22 protein-coding genes and 1 pseudogene are annotated in these 18,698 nt (G+C 68.9%); 6 read left to right on the top strand and 17 right to left on the bottom strand.

All coding sequences use genetic code 11. The annotated features are described in order from the left end of the window. Positions 1–52 precede the first annotated feature (52 nt). Positions 53–1,531 (bottom strand): amino acid adenylation domain-containing protein, encoded by a 1,479-nt coding sequence (locus DFR72_RS36285; protein WP_090070902.1) that lies wholly within the window; start codon positions 1,529–1,531, stop codon positions 53–55. 139 nt (positions 1,532–1,670) lie between these two features. Here DFR72_RS36285 and DFR72_RS36280 point away from each other — a divergent pair, with 139 nt between their 5' ends. Next, on the top strand, positions 1,671–2,144 hold the full coding sequence (locus DFR72_RS36280; protein WP_090070900.1) for a hypothetical protein: 474 nt from the start codon (positions 1,671–1,673) through the stop codon (positions 2,142–2,144). A 116-nt stretch (positions 2,145–2,260) separates the two neighbouring features. Here DFR72_RS36280 and DFR72_RS36275 read toward each other — a convergent pair whose 3' ends face one another. The 3 genes from DFR72_RS36275 to DFR72_RS36265 form a co-directional block, all read right to left on the bottom strand. Further along, entirely contained in the window at positions 2,261–4,009 is a 1,749-nt protein-coding gene (locus DFR72_RS36275; RefSeq protein WP_090070898.1) for a DHA2 family efflux MFS transporter permease subunit, read from the bottom strand. A gap of 246 nt (positions 4,010–4,255) precedes the next feature. After that, on the bottom strand, positions 4,256–5,335 hold the full coding sequence (locus tag DFR72_RS36270) for an acyl-CoA dehydrogenase family protein (protein WP_090070896.1): 1,080 nt from the start codon (positions 5,333–5,335) through the stop codon (positions 4,256–4,258). 21 nt (positions 5,336–5,356) lie between these two features. Continuing rightward, positions 5,357–5,782: a nuclear transport factor 2 family protein gene (locus DFR72_RS36265; RefSeq protein ID WP_211335647.1), complete on the bottom strand. Its 426-nt coding sequence runs from the start codon at positions 5,780–5,782 to the stop codon at positions 5,357–5,359. 162 nt (positions 5,783–5,944) lie between these two features. Here DFR72_RS36265 and DFR72_RS36260 point away from each other — a divergent pair, with 162 nt between their 5' ends. Continuing rightward, positions 5,945–6,427: an SRPBCC domain-containing protein gene (locus DFR72_RS36260; RefSeq protein ID WP_051768599.1), complete on the top strand. Its 483-nt coding sequence runs from the start codon at positions 5,945–5,947 to the stop codon at positions 6,425–6,427. Between the two features lie 77 nt (positions 6,428–6,504). Here DFR72_RS36260 and ilvN read toward each other — a convergent pair whose 3' ends face one another. The 3 genes and pseudogenes from ilvN to DFR72_RS36245 form a co-directional block, all read right to left on the bottom strand. Next, entirely contained in the window at positions 6,505–6,771 is a 267-nt protein-coding gene (ilvN, locus tag DFR72_RS36255) for an acetolactate synthase small subunit (protein WP_090070894.1), read from the bottom strand. Then, a pseudogene (locus tag DFR72_RS36250) lies at positions 6,771–8,501 on the bottom strand (acetolactate synthase large subunit); the annotation flags it as partial. The gene ilvN and the pseudogene DFR72_RS36250, both read right to left, overlap by 1 nt. Beyond that, complete coding sequence (locus DFR72_RS36245; RefSeq protein WP_030474542.1) at positions 8,498–9,313, bottom strand: AfsR/SARP family transcriptional regulator; 816 nt, start codon at positions 9,311–9,313, stop codon at positions 8,498–8,500. The pseudogene DFR72_RS36250 and the gene DFR72_RS36245, both read right to left, overlap by 4 nt. 543 nt (positions 9,314–9,856) lie before the next feature. Between DFR72_RS36245 and DFR72_RS36240 the strand changes: the two genes are divergently transcribed. Continuing rightward, positions 9,857–10,840 carry a sensor histidine kinase gene (locus DFR72_RS36240; protein WP_090070890.1) on the top strand — a complete coding sequence of 328 codons (984 nt, stop codon included), beginning with the start codon at positions 9,857–9,859 and terminating at the stop codon, positions 10,838–10,840. Between the two features lie 308 nt (positions 10,841–11,148). Here DFR72_RS36240 and DFR72_RS36235 read toward each other — a convergent pair whose 3' ends face one another. The 3 genes from DFR72_RS36235 to DFR72_RS36225 all read right to left on the bottom strand — a co-directional run bounded on the left by DFR72_RS36235 (position 11,149) and on the right by DFR72_RS36225 (position 13,371). Next, positions 11,149–11,754, bottom strand: coding sequence for a response regulator transcription factor (locus DFR72_RS36235; RefSeq protein ID WP_030474540.1), 606 nt, complete (start codon positions 11,752–11,754; stop codon positions 11,149–11,151). 275 nt (positions 11,755–12,029) lie between these two features. Continuing rightward, complete coding sequence (locus DFR72_RS36230) at positions 12,030–12,713, bottom strand: SDR family NAD(P)-dependent oxidoreductase (RefSeq protein ID WP_143086923.1); 684 nt, start codon at positions 12,711–12,713, stop codon at positions 12,030–12,032. 67 nt (positions 12,714–12,780) lie between these two features. Continuing rightward, complete coding sequence (locus DFR72_RS36225) at positions 12,781–13,371, bottom strand: TetR/AcrR family transcriptional regulator (protein WP_090070887.1); 591 nt, start codon at positions 13,369–13,371, stop codon at positions 12,781–12,783. 89 nt (positions 13,372–13,460) lie between these two features. Between DFR72_RS36225 and DFR72_RS36220 the strand changes: the two genes are divergently transcribed. From DFR72_RS36220 to lipA, 3 genes are all read left to right on the top strand, one after another. Then, positions 13,461–13,769 carry a hypothetical protein gene (locus tag DFR72_RS36220; protein ID WP_090070885.1) on the top strand — a complete coding sequence of 103 codons (309 nt, stop codon included), beginning with the start codon at positions 13,461–13,463 and terminating at the stop codon, positions 13,767–13,769. Beyond that, entirely contained in the window at positions 13,766–14,656 is an 891-nt protein-coding gene (locus DFR72_RS36215) for an oxidoreductase (RefSeq protein WP_090070882.1), read from the top strand. The genes DFR72_RS36220 and DFR72_RS36215 overlap by 4 nt, the downstream gene beginning before the upstream one ends. A gap of 220 nt (positions 14,657–14,876) precedes the next feature. Then, positions 14,877–15,878, top strand: coding sequence for a lipoyl synthase (gene lipA / locus DFR72_RS36210; protein ID WP_090070880.1), 1,002 nt, complete (start codon positions 14,877–14,879; stop codon positions 15,876–15,878). Positions 15,879–16,005: 127 nt separating this feature from the next. Here lipA and DFR72_RS36205 read toward each other — a convergent pair whose 3' ends face one another. From DFR72_RS36205 to DFR72_RS36180, 7 genes are read right to left on the bottom strand one after another with little or no spacing between them, the layout of a single operon-like run. After that, positions 16,006–16,545 carry a hypothetical protein gene (locus tag DFR72_RS36205; protein WP_090070878.1) on the bottom strand — a complete coding sequence of 180 codons (540 nt, stop codon included), beginning with the start codon at positions 16,543–16,545 and terminating at the stop codon, positions 16,006–16,008. Beyond that, a complete protein-coding gene (locus DFR72_RS36200; RefSeq protein ID WP_090070876.1) occupies positions 16,542–17,060 on the bottom strand; it encodes a DUF6286 domain-containing protein in 519 nt (172 codons plus the stop codon). The genes DFR72_RS36205 and DFR72_RS36200 overlap by 4 nt, the downstream gene beginning before the upstream one ends. After that, the gene (locus tag DFR72_RS36195) at positions 17,057–17,371 is read right to left on the bottom strand and encodes a hypothetical protein (protein ID WP_090070874.1); all 315 of its coding nucleotides are present in this window, start codon (positions 17,369–17,371) and stop codon (positions 17,057–17,059) included. The genes DFR72_RS36200 and DFR72_RS36195 overlap by 4 nt, the downstream gene beginning before the upstream one ends. 2 nt (positions 17,372–17,373) lie before the next feature. Beyond that, positions 17,374–17,550, bottom strand: a complete 177-nt coding sequence (locus tag DFR72_RS45960; protein WP_089922533.1) for a hypothetical protein — start codon at positions 17,548–17,550, stop codon at positions 17,374–17,376. 11 nt (positions 17,551–17,561) lie between these two features. Further along, positions 17,562–18,002 (bottom strand): Asp23/Gls24 family envelope stress response protein, encoded by a 441-nt coding sequence (locus tag DFR72_RS36190; RefSeq protein WP_090070872.1) that lies wholly within the window; start codon positions 18,000–18,002, stop codon positions 17,562–17,564. A gap of 57 nt (positions 18,003–18,059) precedes the next feature. Next, positions 18,060–18,353: a hypothetical protein gene (locus DFR72_RS36185; RefSeq protein ID WP_090070870.1), complete on the bottom strand. Its 294-nt coding sequence runs from the start codon at positions 18,351–18,353 to the stop codon at positions 18,060–18,062. Beyond that, positions 18,347–18,694, bottom strand: coding sequence for an Asp23/Gls24 family envelope stress response protein (locus tag DFR72_RS36180; protein ID WP_090070868.1), 348 nt, complete (start codon positions 18,692–18,694; stop codon positions 18,347–18,349). Before DFR72_RS36180 ends, DFR72_RS36185 begins: the two co-directional genes overlap by 7 nt. Between the last annotated feature and the right edge of the window lie 4 nt (positions 18,695–18,698).

Genomic DNA, 18,698 nt, shown 5'->3' with positions numbered 1-18,698 from the left:
AAGGGGCGGGCTCGCAGAGTTGTTCCTGCGAGCCCGCCCCTTCGGCGTGGGTTCAGACGTAGAGCGACTTCGAGCTCCAGTCCGGTTCCGGCAGCGCCTTGCGGTCGGTCTTGCCGTTGCTCGTGATCGGCAGTTCGTCCACGACGACGAACCCGGCCGGCACCATGTGTTCGGGCATGGTCGCTCGCATGTGGGCCTTGAGCGCCCGCTTGTCCAGCTCCTCACCCGACTTCACGACCCACGCGATCAGCCTGCGGTCCCCGCCGGGGTGCGTGCGGAGGCTGACCGCGGCGGTGCGGACCTGCGGGTGCTCGGTCAGCGCGTTCTCGACCTCACCCGGTTCGATCCGGAATCCTCGCAGCTTGAACTGGTCGTCGATCCGGCCGAGGAACTCGGCCACGCCGTCCGCACGCATCCGCCCCTGGTCGCCGGTGCGGTAGTAGCGCTCGCCGTTCCAGCTGCCGCGCACGAACTTCTCGTCCGTGAGGTCCGGCCGCTTCCAGTAGCCGCGCGCCACCTGCGCGCCGCCGATCCACAACTCCCCCGGCGTGCCCGCCGGTGCGGGCTTCCCGTCCGCGTCGACGACCACGACCTCGACGTTCTGCAGCGGCGTGCCGATCGGCACGGCGCCGCCCAGGTCCTCCTCCGCTCCGATGCGGTGGCAGGTGGCGAACGTCGTGGTCTCGGTGGGCCCGTAACCGTTGACGACCTGCAGCTCCGGCACGGCTTCCCGCAACTGCCGCACGTGCGGGACGGAGACGACGTCCCCGCCGGTCATCACGGTGTGCAGGCCCTTGAACGCGGCCACGTCGACGTCGATCTGCCGGTGGAACAGCGCCGCGGTCAGCCACAGGACGCTGATCTCGTTGGACCGCAGCAGGTCGCCGAGCTCCTCCGCCTGCACCACGCCGGGCGGGGCGAGCACGACGCGGGCGCCGTTGAGCAGCGCGCCCCAGATCTCGAACGTGGCGGCGTCGAACGCGACCGGCGCGAGCTGCAGGATCCGGTCCTCGGCCGTGATGTCGACGTAGTTCGGGCCGGTGACGAGGTTGGTGATGTTGCGGTGCTCGACCATCACCGACTTCGGCCTGCCCGTCGACCCCGAGGTGTACATGAGGTAGGCGAGGTCCTCCGGCGCGACCACGGGAAGCTCCACAGTGGACCGGCCCGCGGGCGGTGGCACCCTGATCGTCGTGAAGCCGGCGAAGAACTGGCCGATCACCAGCGACACGTCGGCGTCCGCCAGCATCATGGAGACCCGTGACTCGGGGTCCTCCGGGTCGATCGGCACGTAGGCCGCGCCGGCCTTGAGCACTCCCAGCAGCGCGACGACGAGCTGCGGCGACCGTTCCAGGCACACCGCCACCCGGTCCCCGTGCCGCACCCCGGACTCGACGAGCTCACCGGCCAGGGCGTCCGACCACCTGTCCAGCTCGGCATAGGTCAGGGACCCCTGTTCCGCGGACAGCGCCACCGCGTCAGGCGTTCTGGCCGCCCGGCAGCGGAACGCGTCGGTCACCGTTGCAGACATGCGCCAGCTCCTCTCATTTCGCCCATCCTCCGCAACCCGCCTCGAAACCAGCTCGGGTCACAACTGGCGCTACAGGGGTGTTTGAGCTGCTCGAACAACACTCAGGCGTCCGCTGCCCACCTCACCGGAGGCATCCCCCATGAACGTCCGCAAGAAGGCAATCGCCGCCGTGGCCGCCTGCGTGCTGGCCGCCCCCGTCGTCGCCGCCGCTGGTGCCACCGCGAAGCCCAACTACGACACGGCACTCGTCGGCCGCTGGGACCTCACCGTCACCATCCACATCGAGGAACCGCCGCTGCTCACACCGCTGTTCTGCGACTTCACCGCCGACTACCAGCTGCACTGCGAGACCAAGCCCGGTTACCCCGACCACCTCGAGGGCCGGGGGATCTGGACGATGGCCAAGGACGGCCAGTTCAGCTTCTGGATCACGCACCACGCCCACCGCGACGCGAACGGCAACCCGGTCGGCTCGATCAACGCGAGCCACCTCGGCAAGATCAGCACCAACAAGAAGAAGTTCAGCACCAAGGCGCACACCTACATCGACATGAACGACGGCACCCCGTGGCAGGGCCCCGTCGACATCGAGGGCGCCGCGTTCCGCATCTGAGCGTCCACACCCCAGAAGGCCCCTCGCAGTCCGCGAGGGGCCTTCTGGGGTGCCGGGGACATGCACCGGGGCCCCAGGCGGATCGCCTGGGGCCCCGGTGTTCCAGCTGGGAGGAACTACGCCTTGGCGGTCTCCTCGGAACCCTCCTCAGAGGCTTCCTCGGCCGGCGCGCCCCACTCCTCCTGCTTCAGCCAGCGAGGCAGGAAGGAGGCGAGCAGCAGCGCCAGTGCGGCGAAGCCGAAGCCGACGTACAGCGTGGTGCTGAACGCGTCCGTGAAGGACTGGCCCGCGGCCTGGTGCGTGTACTTGTCGGCGATCGCCTTGGCCTGCGCGTCGTTCTGGACCGTCGCACACGCCGCGGCCTCGGGCTTGCCGGCGAACGTGCTGGCGGCACAGGACTGGAAGGCACCCGCGAGCTCGGTGGCCTTGGCGTCGGCGACACCGGCGGCCACCAGTTCCTGGCGGACCTGCGGTGCCAGCGACTCCGCGTTGCTCGCGCCGTTGGAGGCCAGCGGTGCGAAGAACGCCAGGGTCACGATCGAGATGCCGACCGCGAAACCGAGCTGCTGCTTGGTGTTGATCAGGCCGGATGCCGCACCCGCGTCCTCGTGCGGCACCTCCTGCAGTGCGAACAGCGCAATCGGGGTGGCCGTCATGCCGAAGCCGAGACCGATCAGCAGCAGCCCGGGCACGAGGCCCCAGCTGGTGACGTCGGGGCTGATCGTCAGCAGCATCACCGCGACACCGACTGCGATCACGACGGCACCGACCTGCAGGACGGCGCGGCCGAACTTCGGCACCAGCGCGATGACCGAGGCCGACGCGGTGATGAAGGCACCGATGCAGAACGCCAGCAGCGTGACACCGGTCCGCAGCGGCGAGAAGCCCAGACCCTCCTGCAGGTACAGGTAGAGCGCCAGCATGAACATGCCGGTGAAGCTGAACATGCCCAGCATCAGCGCGAGGGCCGCGGAGAAGCTGCGGGACTTGAACAGGCTCAGCGGCACGAGCGGCATGCCGTCCTTGCGCTGCTTGGCGCGCTCGTAGGCGACGAAGCCGATGAAGCCCACCACGGAGGCGGCCATCAGCACGAAGCCCCACGCCGGCCAGTCCATCTCACGGCCGAAGGTCAGCGGGAACAGCAGGGCCGTGAGGCTCAGCGTCGCGATGACGACACCGATCAGGTCGAGCCTGATGCGGCTCGGCGCCTTCGACTCGTTGATGTACTTCCAGCCGAGGACGTAGCCGATGATCCCGATCGGGACGTTGACCAGGAAGATCGTCCGCCATCCCCAGTCGAAGACGTTCGCGGCGACGAGCACGCCACCGACGAGCGGTGCGATCGTGGCGGCGAGACCACCGATGGTGCCCTGGATGGCGAAGACCGCGCCCTTCTCCTTGTCGGGGAAGGTGACGTGGATGATCGACATGACCTGCGGGACCATCAGACCGGCCGCGAGACCCTGCGCGAGGCGGGAGGCCACGAGCATCTCGGGGTTGGTGGCGATACCGCACAGGAACGACGTGACGACGAAGCCGAGCACGCCGAGCTGGAACATCTTGCGACGTCCGTAGATGTCGCCGAGTCGGCCACCGGTGATCAGCGTGAGCGCGAACGCGAACACGTAACCGGCGGTGATCCACTGCAGCTGCACGAAGCTCGCGCCCATGCCGTGCTGGATCGCGGGAAGCGCGACGTTGACGATGCTGCCGTCCAGCATGTCCATGAACGTCGCGACGGTCATGATGATGAACGCGATCCAGCGACGCGGATCGGCCGCCGGCGCGTCAACGACCGGAGCCGCCTGCGCGCCGGCAGTCGCCGACGGCGACTCCAGGTCGTGGTTGGTGTTGGTGGAGGTCACGATTTCTCCTCAGAGGACTTGATTTCGCTGCGCACGACAGGCGATGGCTCAGGACTACTCGTTGTGGCGGAATGCCGGTCGAGTTGAACGAGGTCCCACCTCCTGCCTGAAAAAACGACTGCCGGTCGATGCCCCCAGGGTGATCCCCTCCGCTTGAGTCCCGGTCAGGTCGCGGCGGAGCGTTTCGGGCGCATGCCGAAGGCCCTGGTGCCGGGGAGGTGGGCACCAGGGCCTGTCGATTCCGGGTCAGCCGTACAGCGACGCCGGATAGGTGCGCACGGACGCGGTCTCGTACCGCAGCGCGACGTGGCTGGAGCAGCTCACCACGTCACGCCAGAACCGTTGCAGCGCACCGCCTTCCGCGAGTCCGCTGGTACCGGCGGCCCGTACCAGGCCGCCGGCCGCGTCGACCAGGACCTCGGCCGCGTAGGCGACGTTGCGCTCGTTGCGCGCCATCGCGGCCGGGGTGAACTCGCGGTCGTCGAGCACCTTGGCGTTCTGCTCCACGAGCAGCTTCGCCGACTCGATCTGGCCGGACGCGCGGACCAGGTCGACCGCGGACGTCACGGACTGCTTCTTCCCCGACAGCACCGCGACGCACGCGTCAAGTGCCCCCATCGCCGCACCGACGGCCGGAGCGGCGAACGTGAGGCCGCCGACCGCCTGGAACGGGACGTTGTGGCTCGGCACCGGTGACCAGCTGGTGCCCGTGATGAGATCCACCCGGTCGAACGAGAGGTGCGCCGGCACGAAGACGTCGTCCACCACGACGGAGTGGCTGCTGGTGGCCTTCATCCCGACGCTGTCCCACGTTTCGAGGACGGTGAAGTCCTTGCGCGGCAGCGCGAAGAAGCGGCCTTCGGTGCCGATCATCCCGCACAGCAACGCCCAGTCGGCGAAGTCCACGCCACTGACGTAGGCCCACCGGCCGCTGAGCCGGTGCCCTCCGTCCACGACGGTGCCCTTGCCCATGGGCGGCTGGCCGGTCACGACGAACGTGTCCGGGCCGTCCGCCCAGATCTCGTCGTGGCCCTGCTGCGGCAACAACCCCGCGAACCGCGACGACAAAGCCGACAGCGACGCGCACCACGCCGTGGCCGAACAGCCCTGGCCCACGGTGAGGACGGCCTCGGTCAGTTCCGCGAAGGTCCCTTCCGAGCCACCACGCCCGGCGGCGACGAAGTGCCGCGCGAACCCGGCTTCGCGCAGTGCCTCCACGACCTCGGGAGCCAGCCTGCGGGTGGCGTCGGCCTCGGCCGCGTGTTCCGCGGCGATCAGCTTCACCTTCTCCGCGGCTGCGGCCAGCCCGGTGTTTTGAGCAGTCACCTCGTCACCTCCTGATGAGCTTCACGCAGCCTGAACAGGCAGGTCGCGGTGAATCGTGCGGGACTTGGTGTAGAGCTCCCCGTCGATGCGCACGAGCACGTCCTCGATGGAGAAGGTCGGCTCGAAGCTGACCACGCCCTCGGCGGTCGTGCGGGTGACGAGCGACGCGTAGCTCACGTTCAGCGTGTTCTCATCGACCTCTTCGATCAGGTAGTGGTCGTTCCAGTGCCGCACGGCGACGCCCTTGTAACGGGGCAGCGCGGCGCTGGCGCCGGCGATCAGGGCCGCCCGGCCCTCGACCTTCTCGCTCCGGTGGGCGTGGTCGGTGACCCCGTCCTCGGTGAACGTCTGGGCGTAGCCCTCCACGTCCAGCGCGTCGAGCAGCCGCATCTGCTGGGCGTAGAACGTCTGGACCTCGATGTGGACCGCAACATTGACTGGGGGCACGACAACTCCTCGGTCTGCCGGTTTCGCTACCCGCGAATATGGGTGCGGCCGCTGGACATCCGGTCGAGCCGTCCTGGTTCGACCGCGGTTCCAGGTGGGGTTGAGACAAAGCGGGCACGGTCTTGCGAGACATCTCCCTTTCTATTTCGCGAGGAGGGCCACATGGCCTCAACTCCCGATGTCGCCAAGTCGGTGACGGTCGAGGCGACGATCGAGCAGGCGTTCGCGATCTTCGCGTCGAAGCCGATCGAGTGGTGGCCGGAGTCGCACGTGTTCGTGAAGGACCGGCAGGCCATCACGATCGAACCGTTCGTCGGCGGGCGCTACTTCGAGCGCGGCGCGGACGGCGAGGAGATCGCCTGGGGCACCATCACCGAGTGGGACCCGCCGAAGCGCCTCGTCATGACGTGGCGGGTGGGCCCCTACTGGCAGCCGATCTTCGACGACGAGAAGGCCTCGTTCATCAAGGTGGACTTCGAGGTCGTCGGCCCGACGACGACGAAGGTCACGCTGACCCACGCCGACCTGCACCGCCACGGCGACATCGCCGAGGGCATCCACAAGGCGCTGGACGGTCCTTCCCCCGGCGAGACGCTGGAGACGTACGCCCGCGTCATCGAGAAGCACATCCCGAAGGCTGCCTGAGCAACCCCGGAAGTTCCTCAGGCGAACAGAGAATCGGCCGCCCCAAGCCTCCGGGGCGGCCGATTCTTCTTGCGTTCCTAAGCTCCGAGTTCGAGAGCCTCGTCGTGCGTGCGGTCGACGACGTTCTTGACGTCCACGACCCGGCCGAGCTGCTTGATCAGCTGGACGACGGTGCGGCCCGGCTGCAGGTCGACGATGACGTCCAGGCGGGAGAGGTCACCCCGTTCGGCCGGCGCGAGGCTCAGCGACTCGACGTCGACGCCCCGGCTGGAGAACAGCACGACGATCCGTGCCAGCGCGCCCGGTTCGTTGCGCAGGAGAAGGGAAAGCGAATGTCTGGTCATCACTCTTCCTCGTCGAACAGGGGCCGGATGCCCCGTGCGGCCATGATCTCGTCGTTGCCCGTGCCCGCGGCGACCATCGGCCAGACCAGGGCGTCCTGCCCCACCACGAAGTCCACGACGACGGGCCGGTCGCGGACCGCCATCGCCTCCAGGATGGTGCCGTCCACTTCGGACTGGTCCTCGCACCGCAGCCCGACGCAGCCGAGCGCGTCGGCCAGCTTCACGAAGTCGGGGTGGCGCTGGTGCGTGCCGAGCCGGGTGTTGGAGTACCGGCCCTCGTAGAAGAGGGTCTGCCACTGGCGGACCATGCCGAGGTTGCCGTTGTTGATGATCGCGACCTTGATCGGGATGCCTTCGGCGGCACACGTCGCGAGTTCCTGGTTGGTCATCTGGAAGCAGCCGTCACCGTCGATGGCCCACACCGTGCGGTCCGGTGCGCCGGTCTGCGCGCCCATCGCCGCCGGCACCGCGAAGCCCATCGTGCCCGCGCCGCCGGAGTTGATGAACGAGCCGGGGCGTTCGTACTTCACGTACTGCGCCGCCCACATCTGGTGCTGGCCGACACCCGCGGTGTAGATGGCCTCGGGACCCGCGAGCTTGCTGATGCGTTCGATCACGTACTGCGGCGCGAGCATGCCGTCCGCCGGCCAGTCGTAGCCGAGCGGGTAGGTCGTGACCAGGCCGCCGAGGTAGTTCCACCACTCCGTGAGGTCGGTTTTCCGCGTTATCACCGCTGAGAGCGCTGCCATGACGTCGCGGCAGTCGCCGACGATGCCGACGTCCGCCTTGCGGTTCTTGGAGATCTCGGCGGGGTCGATGTCGGCGTGGATCACCGCGGCGTGCGGGGCGAACTCCGGCAGCAGACCGGTGACCCGGTCGTCGAACCGGGTTCCGAGCGCGATCAGCAGGTCGGCCCGCTGCAGTGCCGCGACGGCGGGCACCGTGCCGTGCATGCCGGGCATGCCCAGGTGCAGCGGGTGCGAGTCGGGGAACGCGCCGCGGGCCATGAGCGTGGTGACGACCGGGATCCCGGTCCTCTCCGCGAGTTTCCGGAGCTCCTGCGCCGCGCCGCTGCGGATCACGCCGCCGCCGACGTAGAACACCGGCCGCCGGGACGACCCGATGAGCTGGGCGGCGTTGCGGATCTGGACCGGCGAGAGCACCGGCCGCGACGGCAGGGCGAGCTTCGGCGGTGTGTAGGTGGTGGCGGTGGCCAGCATGTCCTTGGGCAGGTCCACCAGCACCGGGCCCGGCCGCCCCGTTGACGCGAGCATGAACGCCTCGGCGATCACCCGCGGAATGTCGGCCGGGTCGTGCACCTGGAAGCTGTGCTTGGTGATCGGCAGCGTGATGCTGCGGATGTCCGCCTCCTGGAAGGCGTCCGTCCCGATCACCGACCGTGCCACCTGGCCGGTGATCGCCACGATCGGCACCGAGTCCATGTAGGCGTCCGCGAGAGGCGTCACCAGGTTTGTGGCTCCTGGCCCCGATGTCGCCATGCAGACGCCCACTCGTCCGGTCGCCTGCGCGTACCCCTGGGCGGCGTGCCCGGCGCCCTGCTCGTGGCGCACCAGCACGTGCCGGATCTTCGAGTCGAACAGCGGGTCGTACGCGGGCAGGATCGCGCCCCCCGGCATCCCGAAGATCACCTCGCAGCCGACGTCCTCGAGCGCCTTGATCAACGCACCTGCACCGGTGGTATCCACGGTTGCTCCCCGAACGGATCTCAGCCCGCGAGCTGGCGCTCCAGCTGGCGAGGCGACAACGGCTTGTCGAGCGACGGCTCGGAGCTCAGGATCGCCCGCTGCAACTGACGCAGCCTTTCGGACGGCTCAAGCCCCAGCTCTTCGATCAGCGTGTCGCGCAGCGACTGGTAGGCCTCCAGCGACTTCCACTGCCGTCCCGCCCGGTAGAGCGCGAGCATGTACTGCGCGCACAGGTTCTCGTGCATCGGGTGCTGCGCGGTGAGCACCGACAGCTCCGACAGCAGCGACTGGTGCTTGCCCAGCTGCAGGTCGGCCTCGATGCGGGTCTCCAGCACGCCGAGGCGGCTCTCCTGCAACCGGGTGACCTCCATGCCGAGCCGGACGCCGATCTGCACGTCCACGAGCACCGGTCCGCGCCACACCTCGGCGGCGCTGCGCAGCAACCTGCTGGCCGACTCCAGGTCGCCGATCTCGAACGCCCGCTGACCCGCACTCGCGAGCCGCTCGTAGCTGCGGACGTCGACGCTCTCCGGCGGCACGTCCAGCATGTAGCCGCCGTAGCGGGTCACCAGGACGTTCTTCGCGACACCGGGACCCTCCCCCGGCATGGCCGCCTCGATGCGCCGGCGGACCTGCAGCACGTACGTCTGCAGAGTCGTGAGTGCGCTGCGTGGCGGTGTCATTCCCCAAAGCTCTTCGATCAGCGTCGGGACCGTCACGACGTGTCCTGCCTGCAGTCCGAGCAGCGAGAGCACCTGCCTGGGCTTCACCGCGCTCGGCGCGATCGAGACGCCGTTCTCCCGTGCCTCCAGCGGTCCAAGAACCTTGATCTCCATTGGAGCTCCCCTGCTCAGCGGCGGACGACTTGGTCGTGCCACCAAGTTCACCTGAGCGGGGCTATCGAACGCCACGTATGCGGGCATGACTCTCGGATGGCGAACTACTGCGCCCGGCGTGAGATATTCATATACTCGGACGAACCCAAACCGTCCCGGCCGGTAATCGCATGAACACATGCCGTGACCGTTAGTCAGAAATACTCGTCCATTGGCGTGAAATTGAGCGGCGAGTCAATGCGAGTTCGCATTCTGAACCGATTCAGTTGCCGTCCCGAACTGCCTTCGCATGTCTAGTATTCGGCCTGGGCGCGCGCCGTGCGAGGTCTTTGACCGGCGTTGACTCCCAGAGTTTGCTCTGGAGCGGTTGCTCTTGGGGGGCACGTGAATGCTTCGCCTGCGATACCGAGATACCGCGCGATCATCGTCGCGGTGTTCGCCGCGGTCTGCCTGACCGACCTGACCCGCGCGCTACTTCTCGCAGGCGAAGTCACCGAATTGGCGGTGTCGGTCATTGATTTAGCGGTACTTGTCCTGCTGCAAGTGTCGTATTTCCGGCCTCTGAGCGCACTGCGCCGGCACCTCGCACTGGCCGCCCAGGCGGCACTGCTGGTCCTGCCCTACGTCCTCTTCGGCCATTCCTGGGCGGGCGTCGCGGGCCTGGTGGCCGGCAACGCCCTGCTGGTCCTGCGCCCGGTCTTCGGCTGGTCGATCTTCGTCCTGACGGTGGTCGCCACCGGCCTGGCCCAAGCCGTCCACGGCGAGGCGATGATGGCCACCGCGGCCACCGCGCTGCTCCTCGCGGGCCTGGCCACGGGCTTCGCGACCCACCGCGACTGGCCCGCCGCCCCCGGCCTCGCGCCGTCCCCCGCTCCAGCCGCCCCGGAGATCGCCGTCCCGGACATCACGGTCACCACGACCGCGGCCGTGACCGCCGAACGCGTCCGCGTGGCCCGTGACCTGCACGACCTGCTCGGCTACAGCCTCAGCGCCATCAAGCTCAAGAGCGAACTGGCCCACCGGATCGTCGCCGACCGCCCGGACCACGGCTGGGAGTTCATGCAGGAGCACATCACCGACATCCTGGACATCACCCACCACGCCCTGGCCGACGTGCGCTCCCTGGCCCGCGCCTACCGCCCGCTGTCCCTGGCGGACACCTCGGACTCGGCCAAGGCGATGCTGGCGGCGTCGAACATCGACGTCCGCGTCGAACTGGCGCACGACCCGCTCCCGGAGCCGATCGAGACCGTCCTGGCCGCCGTCCTGTGCGAGGCCGTCACGAACGTCCTGCGCCACAGCGACGCCAGCACCTGCACCATCGGCGTGCACCAGCTGGGCGCCACGATCCTGCTCGACGTCATCAACGACGGAGCCGCCGCCCGCCCGGTCTCGGCCGACTGCAACGGCGTCCGCAACCAGGCCGAACGCGTCAAGGCGGCCGGCGGCACCTTCACGGCCCGCCACATCGGCGACGGCTCGTTCCACGTCCACGCCGCCATCCCGGCCGCCGCCCCGAAGCCTTAGGGCGTGTCCCGTAAGTCTCATCCGCGACAGTCGCGGTCGAGGGCCCGGAGGCGGTGCCGCCGCAACACCCGGATACGCCCGGTATGAGGGCGCCGCGGCGGCACCGCCTCCGGGTCTCTCGACCGTGACTCTCATCGAACGGACTTGCGGGACACGCCCTAGCTCCCAGGGCTCCGCCGCCGTTCACCCCGAAGACGATCTTCGCGCAGCCTTCTGACCTGGTCCTTGGCAATGACTCTTTGGACTTCGTCGGCAAAAGAGTCGTTGCAAGGGTCAGGTGAAGACCAGGACGGGCGGCACGAGCGGGGTCAGAACCAGCCGGACTTGCGGGCGATGCGGACCGCGTCGACCCGGTTGCGGGCGTCGAGCTTGGCCGTCGCCGCCGTCAGGTAGTTGCGGACCGTGCCGACCGACAGGAACAGCGTCGTGGCGATTTCCATGGCGTCCGCGCCGTCCGATGCGAGTCTCAGCACTTCGAGTTCGCGAGGTGTCAGCGGGCACTCGTCGGTGTCCCAGGCGGAAAGCGCGAGTTGCGAGTCGATCACGCGCCGCCCAATTGAGACGCCGCGAATGGCGTCGGCGAGTTCTCCGACCGGAGCATCCTTGAGGATGAACCCGTTGACTCGTGCGTTGAGCGCACGGCGCAGAGTGCCCGGTCTGCCGAGGCTCGTGAGAATGAGAGTGCGCGTCTCCGGTGCGGTGTCGTGGATGACGGTGGCGGCGGAAAGGCCGTCCATACCGGGCAGGTCGATGTCGAGCACCGCCACGTCCGGTTTGTTCTTCTCCACTGCGGAGATGATTTCGTCACCCGTCGCGACGGACGCGACGACCTCAATATCCGGTTCGAGATTCAACAAGGCGACCAAAGCACCGCGGACCATTTGCACGTCCTCGGCTAGTAGCACTCTGATCATCCGACCCCCTTGCTTGCCCCCAGGTCACCATTTTGAGTCTTACACTCGGTGACCATGCAGGACAAGCATTGAGCCCGGCTGCGCCCAGCGTTACTCCGAATGCGCTAGGAGCAATTAATAAGCGCAATCGGCGGATGACTTGGGGTCACCGCGCGCTCACAGATTGCTCAGGGACCGAATCGGGAACCGGGACGGCTCGAGCAGTACCCGAGCACAAAGCGGTACAAGCGATTCGGTCCCTGGAGCGAGCTCCGGAGCTTGCGCGGTGACGCGACTCAGCGCGTCTCGCCCCACCGCTCCAGCAGTTCCAGACCGCCGTCGACGGTGATCACCTGACCCTGGATCCACGCGGCTTCGTCGGTGCAGAGCAACGAGACGGCGTTCGCGATGTCCTGGGGGACGGTGACGCGACCCGACGGGCTCTTGATCGCGAGCCGGTCGACCAGGTCCGGGTCGATGTTCATGGGGCCGTTGTCGACGACGGTGGTGACGACGGCGTTCACCGCGACCTTGTACCAGGCCATTTCCAGCGCCAGTGTCCGGATGACGCCGTGGACAGGCGTCACCGTGTAGCCGGCGATGACCACGCGGCCGCCGTCGACGAGGGCTTTGGCGAGTGGCTCCACGATGTTGAGCAACGGCGTGAGGTCCGGCGACACGGCGTGGTGGACGAACACGTCCAGCTGGCCGCGCTCTTCCTTGACCCGGTCGAGCAGGAGCCGGACCGAGTGCTCGTCGTGGATGTTGAGCTTGGTGACCGCCACCGAGCCGGGTTTGCCCGCGAGCACGGTCTTCGCGCGCTCCAGGTCGACGTTGTCGTCGTCGGAGGTCGTGAGGATGACGTGGGCGCCGTTGTCGCAGAGCTTGCTCGCGATGGCGAGACCGAGCCCGTGCGTTCCCGACGTGACAACTGCGATCTTGCCGTCGAGTCCCAGGCGCGTGTTGACAGGTTCGATCATGATGCCGACCACCTCTGTTGTCCGCGTGGTGATCGACGTTGCGCCGGACCGCTAGGGCCGAACTCGACTACTTCTTGCGCAAACCTTCCAGCACACGCAGGATCGCTCGTTCGACCTCGCGCCCGGTGCGCTTCGGGTCGGACGAGCTCGCGATGGTGCTGGCGCCCGCGGACAGCGCACCGAACAGCAGCCGGGCCATGATCTCGACCGGTGCCTCCTCGATCTCGCCCGCGTCGACCAGCAACTGCACGGCCGTGCGGAGCAGACCGAAGCTGAACTGCTCTTCCGCCTCACGCCAGCGTTCCCAGCCCATCACCACCGGCGCCTCGTGGACGATGATCCGCTGGTACTCCGGCTCCAGGCACTTGCGGACGTACGCGCGCAGGCCTCCCACCGCGGTCTCCCACGGGTCGCCGTCCGCCGTGATCAGCGCGGTCAGCGAGGAGATCGACTGGGTCTCGACCTGGGTGAAGGCCGCCTCGAACAGGGCCTGCTTGCCGCTGAAGTGGTGGTAGAGCGCACCTTTCGTCACGCGGGCGCGTTTGACGACCTCGTCGAGCGAGGTGCCGGCGTAGCCGCGCTTGGTGAACAGGTGCACTGCGCTGTCGACGAGCGCCTGCCTGGTCGACTCCGAGTACTCGGCGCGTCGTGTTCGCACACACGAAACGTATCTCACATACCGCCGGTACGTACCGGTGGTATGGTCGTGTCATACCGACAGTATGCGAGAGACCGGGGGTACGAGACATGGGCTGGGCAGACCACTACCGCCGCCGTGACGCGCTCGACGCCGTCCTGAACGACGCTCGCCGCGACCCGTCCGCGCCGCTGATCGTGGATCCGGACGTCTTCGGCTCGCTGCACGAACTGCTGCTGGCGCTCGACCACCGCTGGCAGAACAAGCTGACCGCCCGCATGGAGAGCGCCCGGCTGGACGGCAACGTCGACGAGGACCGCGTCACCGCCGAACTCGCCGCCGAGGAGCCGGTGTTGCGAGCAGTACTCGACGCACACCTATCGCTCAGCAGTTACCGGACGGTAGGAATGACTCCATGAGTCGTTGGACCGAAGCCGACATCCCCGACCAGACCGGCCGCACAGTCCTGGTGACCGGTGCGAACTCCGGCCTGGGCCTGCGCACCGCCCAGGTGCTCGCGGCCAGGGGGGCCCACGTGATCATGGGCTGTCGTTCGGTCCAGCGCGGTGAGACCGCGCGACGCACGGTCAAGGGCTCGGCCGAGGTCCTCGAACTCGACCTCGCCGACCTCTCCTCCGTGCGCACCGCCGCCGAACAGGTCGAAGCGCTCGACGTCCTCGTCAACAACGCCGGCATCATGGCCGTCCCGAACGGCCGGACCGTCGACGGCTTCGAGCGCCAGTTCGGCACGAACCACCTGGGCCACGCCGCTCTGACGTGGCTGCTGCTGCCCGCGCTGAGGCAACGCCCCGGCGCACGCGTCGTCACCGTCTCGTCGCTGATGCACCGGGCCGGCCGCATCGACTTCGACGACCCCAACTGGGACCGGCGGCCGTACAGCCTGCAGGGCTCCTACGGGCAGTCGAAGCTCGCCAACATCCTCTTCGCACGGGAGCTGGAACGCCGGTCGCCGGACGTGACGTCCATCGCGGCGCACCCCGGCATGACCGCCACCGAGCTCACGAACAACATGGCCGACGCGCACAAGTCCGCGGTCATGAAGATCGGCGGCAGGATCGGCGGCCTGATCTCGCAGCCGGTGGAGATGGGCGCGCTCCCCCAGCTCTACGCGGCGACGTCACCCGAGGCACGCGGCGGCGAGTACTACGGCCCCGGCGGCTTCAAGGGCCTGCGCGGCCACCCCGCCGCCGCGCGGATGACCGCCGCCGCGCGCGACGACCTCGCCGCGAACCGCCTCTGGGAGCTCACGATCAAGCTGACCGGAATCGCTCCAGATCTTCCGTAGGGGTGTCGGCGCCCTCACCGCGGAGGGCGCCGACGGGCCCGGTCGTCACCTCCGGGCCGGGAACATCTTCGGCCCTGCGGGGTTGTTCATGTTCGACGTGACCTGCGTCGACAACAGATCGTGAACAACGAGCGCTCCAGCGGGAGCCCGGTTCCGGCACTTAGTCTGACCTGGGAGTGCGTGACCCCGGACACTTGAGCGCGCAGCGTAGGGTGGGAACGTGACTGTGGTGCCAGAGGGTCGGAAGCTGCTGCGGCTCGAGGTCCGCAACAGCGAGACGCCGATCGAGAAGAAGCCCCCGTGGATCAAGACGCGGGCGAAGATGGGCCCCGAATACCGGGAGCTCAAAGGTCTGGTCAAACGCGAAGGCCTGCACACGGTCTGCGAAGAGGCCGGCTGTCCCAACATCTACGAGTGCTGGGAAGACCGCGAGGCCACGTTCCTGATCGGCGGCGAGCAGTGCACCAGGCGCTGCGACTTCTGCCAGATCGACACGGGCAAGCCCGCCGACCTCGACCGCGACGAACCCCGCCGCGTCGCCGAGTCGGTCCAGGCGATGGGCCTGCGCTACTCCACGGTCACCGGCGTCGCCCGTGACGACCTGGAGGACGGCGGCGCGTGGCTGTACGCCGAGACCGTGCGCCAGATCCACGAGATGAACCCCGGCACGGGCGTCGAGCTGCTGATCCCGGACTTCAACGCGGTCCCGGAGCAGCTGGCCGAGGTCTTCGAGTCGCGTCCCGAGGTGCTCGCGCACAACCTGGAGACCGTCCCGCGGATCTTCAAGCGCATCCGCCCGGCGTTCCGCTACGAGCGTTCCCTCGAGGTCATCACCAAGGCCCGCGAGTTCGGCCTGGTCACCAAGTCGAACCTGATCCTCGGCATGGGCGAGACCCCCGAGGAGGTCACGGAGGCGCTCAGCGATCTCCACGACGCGGGCTGCGACCTCATCACCATCACCCAGTACCTGCGCCCGTCGCCGCGGCACCACCCGGTCGAGCGCTGGGTGAAGCCGGAGGAGTTCGTCCAGCACAAGGAGACGGCCGAGGAGATCGGCTTCCTGGGTGTGATGGCGGGCCCGCTCGTCCGCTCCTCCTACCGCGCCGGCCGCCTCTTCGCGCAGGCGAAGCAGAAGCGCGGCGAACACCTCCCGGAGAACCTCCAGCACCTGCTGACGGTGTCGGCGTCCCAGGAGATCACGAGCCTGCTCGCCCCGCGCTAGGCGGCGTGAACGGCGGAGCAACCGAAACACCAGCTGGTCACCCATCGTGGGTGACCAGCTGTTTTGTCATCGGATGCAAAAAACGATTGCGGGACGTCCGCAATCGTTTTTTACAACAACCGGCAAATCAGTGCGTTCGGGCGACGGCCTTGGAGGCCGACATCCGGAACTCCACGGTGGCGTGGAGATCGGGTGTGCCGAGCGCCTCGCGAAGGCGAGGAAGGCCCTCGTCGTCGATGCGGCGGCGGATCCCCCGCAGATCGGCGTCGCCGTGGGCGCGGACGACGAGGGCCAGGCGTGGGGCGGTGTGCGGACCGGTCAGCGCGGCCTCGACCTTGCGCACACCGGGGTAGGTGGTGACCTCTTCGGCGAACGGCGCGGCGGCCGTCGCGGTGGTGATGCGGGTGGTGCCGGCCTCGTCGGCCCAGCGCCAGGACGCGACCTTGCGGCGCGGGATCTGGGCGGCGAGCCAGCGCAGGCACAGGAGCGCGATGACGACCGCCGCGGCGGCGACCACCCACAGCACCCATGCAGGCGGCAACGCGGTGCCGGGCAGCACCGGGGCGTTGCGGTCCACCTGGGGCACACGACCCAGGTGGACGGCGACCGCGGCGCCACCCGCGACCAGCAGGACGAAGCCCAGCAGACCTAGTGAGAACCGGTTCATGACGCGCTCCTGAGGGCCTTGACCCGCACCACGACCTGTGGCGGCCGGGCGAGGGCGAACTCGCTGACGCGGCTTTCCAGCGCGGTGCGGACGGCGTCGTCGAGACCGTCGGCCACGGAGCGCCGGGTGCGCACGACCGCGCGGACCCGACGGCGGCGCACCTTCACCGCCGCCGACTCGACGCCGTCCACCTGGGCGGCGGACCGCAGGGCGTTGCGCAGGCCGCGCACCGACACGGCGGTGTGCTCGTCCAGTGCCGCGGTGCGCGCCTTCCCGGGCACCACCGCGACGAGGAGCAGCAGCAGTCCGATGGCCGCGACGACCCCGCCCGCCACGCCCACCTCCCGCGCCGTCCACGTCGTGTCGTGCAGCGAGCCGACGAGGGAGTCGTAGGGCAGCAACGGTCGTTCGCCGAGCGCGAGCTGGATCGCGCACACCGCGACCAGCACCGACACGGCCAGCAGGACGAACGCCGTGAGCGTGGCGGGCAGGGCCCGGCGGGAGCGGCGGGTCACAGGACCCTCCTCACCGGGACCACGTCCGCCCGCAGCACGCCGACCGACACGTCCACCACGGAGACCTGCAGTCCGGTGAGCGCGGCCACCCGTGCGACCAGGTGCGCACGCACGCGGGCTGCGGTCGCCGCGACCGGTGCCGGGTAGCGCAGGTCGAGGCTCGCGTCGAGCGTCGCCACTCCCCCGGTCACCCTCGCGGTGACGGCGCAGTCGAGCACGTCCGGGACCTCCATGGCGGCCCGTCCGGCGATGCGGCCCACCGCGCGGTCCGCGACGGTGGTCAATCCAGGCTGTGCGGTGAGCGTCGTCATCGTCAGTCCCGATCCCTGCCCAGCAGCTGCGCGAGGTCGAGCTTGCCCTCGGCGACCCGGCCCGCGATCAGGCCGAGCGCGCCGAAGACGAGCACGAGCAGGAACGCGCTGAAGCCCCCGAACGCGGCGGCCAGGCCGAGCGCGAGCCCGGTCAGCAGGCCCAGTGCGGTGGTGCTCATGGCGTTTCCCCTCACTGCACGCGGGCGGTTTCGGGCTCTTCGCCCTCGGTGTCGCTCGGGATGTGCACGTCGTTGACGTTGATGTTGACCTCGACGACCTCGAGGCCGGTGATCTGCTCGATGGCGGTGATCACGTTGGTGCGCACCGACTTCGCGAGGTCCGCGATCGGCACGCCGTACTCGACCACGAGCTCCAGGTCGACGGCCGCCTGCTTCTCGCCGACCTCGACCGACACGCCCTGGCCCGCGCTCGCGGTGGCACCGGGGATGCGGTCGCGCAACGCGCTCAGCGCACGGGTCGCGCCGCCGCCCAACGCGTGCACGCCGCGGATCTCCCGCGCCGCGAGGCCCGCGACCTTCTGGACCACGACGTCCGCGATGGTCGTGGATCCCTTGTCGGTCACCAGCTTCCCGCCCGTGACACCGTTCTTCTCCGCAGTCTGCGTGCTCATCGCAATTCCTTCCTTCGAAGCGTCCACAACAGAGAGACATCGGCCGAGGACGAAACGTCACGACCCGTTCAGGTGATCGAGGGCACGTTTGTCCACATCGGTCACAACGATGCGCACGACGGCGCTTTCCCATTGCGTGCCAAGGAGAACGGAACGCAGTGCCGCGCCCGCCTCCTCGATCGCCAGCGGGAGGCGGGTGGCGACGACCCGGACGCACACCAGGCCGTCCTCGACGTCGACGGCCAGCGCGTCGACGTCCCAGGAGATCCAGGAACGCGCGGGCTCGGGCACCGACGGCCGCAGTCCGTCGACCTTCTCCAGCGCCTTCAACAACTCCGCCACGATCACCATGCGACGTCCACCACCGTGACGACAACGGACTCCACCGCGACACCGGTCAGTTCCGGCACAAGCGCCTGCACCGACCGTTGCACGGCACGAGCCACGGCCGCGGCCTGGTCCTGGCCCGAGATCACCACGTCCACCTCCAGCGCCACGGCGGCACCGGACCACCGCACCCGCACACCTTCCACCGGCGCCGGCTGCAACCCCTTGATCTGCTGCCGCGCCGCGCGCACCACCGAACTCACCAGGCCCGCCACGCCGGGCTGCACCCGCACGCCCGCGACCCGCTCGGCCGCGTGCACCGCGACCGCCGCCACCGCCGGGGCGGACACGACTGTTTCGATCACTCGC

It is taken from the genome of Lentzea flaviverrucosa, from assembly GCF_003350445.1.
GTDB lineage: Bacteria > Actinomycetota > Actinomycetes > Mycobacteriales > Pseudonocardiaceae > Lentzea > Lentzea californiensis.
This window is presented reverse-complemented; position numbering and strand designations above follow the sequence as displayed.

Bases quoted from the DNA above. Each gene is read 5' to 3' on its own strand.
- DFR72_RS36285 (WP_090070902.1), bottom strand. From the start codon at position 1,531: ATGTCTGCAACGGTGACCGACGCGTTCCGCTGCCGGGCGGCCAGAACG.
- DFR72_RS36280 (WP_090070900.1), top strand. From the start codon at position 1,671: ATGAACGTCCGCAAGAAGGCAATCGCCGCCGTGGCCGCCTGCGTGCTG.
- DFR72_RS36260 (WP_051768599.1), top strand. From the start codon at position 5,945: ATGGCCTCAACTCCCGATGTCGCCAAGTCGGTGACGGTCGAGGCGACG.
- ilvN (WP_090070894.1), bottom strand. From the start codon at position 6,771: ATGACCAGACATTCGCTTTCCCTTCTCCTGCGCAACGAACCGGGCGCG.
- DFR72_RS36245 (WP_030474542.1), bottom strand. From the start codon at position 9,313: ATGGAGATCAAGGTTCTTGGACCGCTGGAGGCACGGGAGAACGGCGTC.
- DFR72_RS36235 (WP_030474540.1), bottom strand. From the start codon at position 11,754: ATGATCAGAGTGCTACTAGCCGAGGACGTGCAAATGGTCCGCGGTGCT.
- DFR72_RS36230 (WP_143086923.1), bottom strand. From the start codon at position 12,713: ATGATCGAACCTGTCAACACGCGCCTGGGACTCGACGGCAAGATCGCA.
- DFR72_RS36220 (WP_090070885.1), top strand. From the start codon at position 13,461: ATGGGCTGGGCAGACCACTACCGCCGCCGTGACGCGCTCGACGCCGTC.
- DFR72_RS36215 (WP_090070882.1), top strand. From the start codon at position 13,766: ATGAGTCGTTGGACCGAAGCCGACATCCCCGACCAGACCGGCCGCACA.
- DFR72_RS36205 (WP_090070878.1), bottom strand. From the start codon at position 16,545: ATGAACCGGTTCTCACTAGGTCTGCTGGGCTTCGTCCTGCTGGTCGCG.
- DFR72_RS36195 (WP_090070874.1), bottom strand. From the start codon at position 17,371: ATGACGACGCTCACCGCACAGCCTGGATTGACCACCGTCGCGGACCGC.
- DFR72_RS45960 (WP_089922533.1), bottom strand. From the start codon at position 17,550: ATGAGCACCACCGCACTGGGCCTGCTGACCGGGCTCGCGCTCGGCCTG.
- DFR72_RS36190 (WP_090070872.1), bottom strand. From the start codon at position 18,002: ATGAGCACGCAGACTGCGGAGAAGAACGGTGTCACGGGCGGGAAGCTG.
- DFR72_RS36185 (WP_090070870.1), bottom strand. From the start codon at position 18,353: ATGGTGATCGTGGCGGAGTTGTTGAAGGCGCTGGAGAAGGTCGACGGA.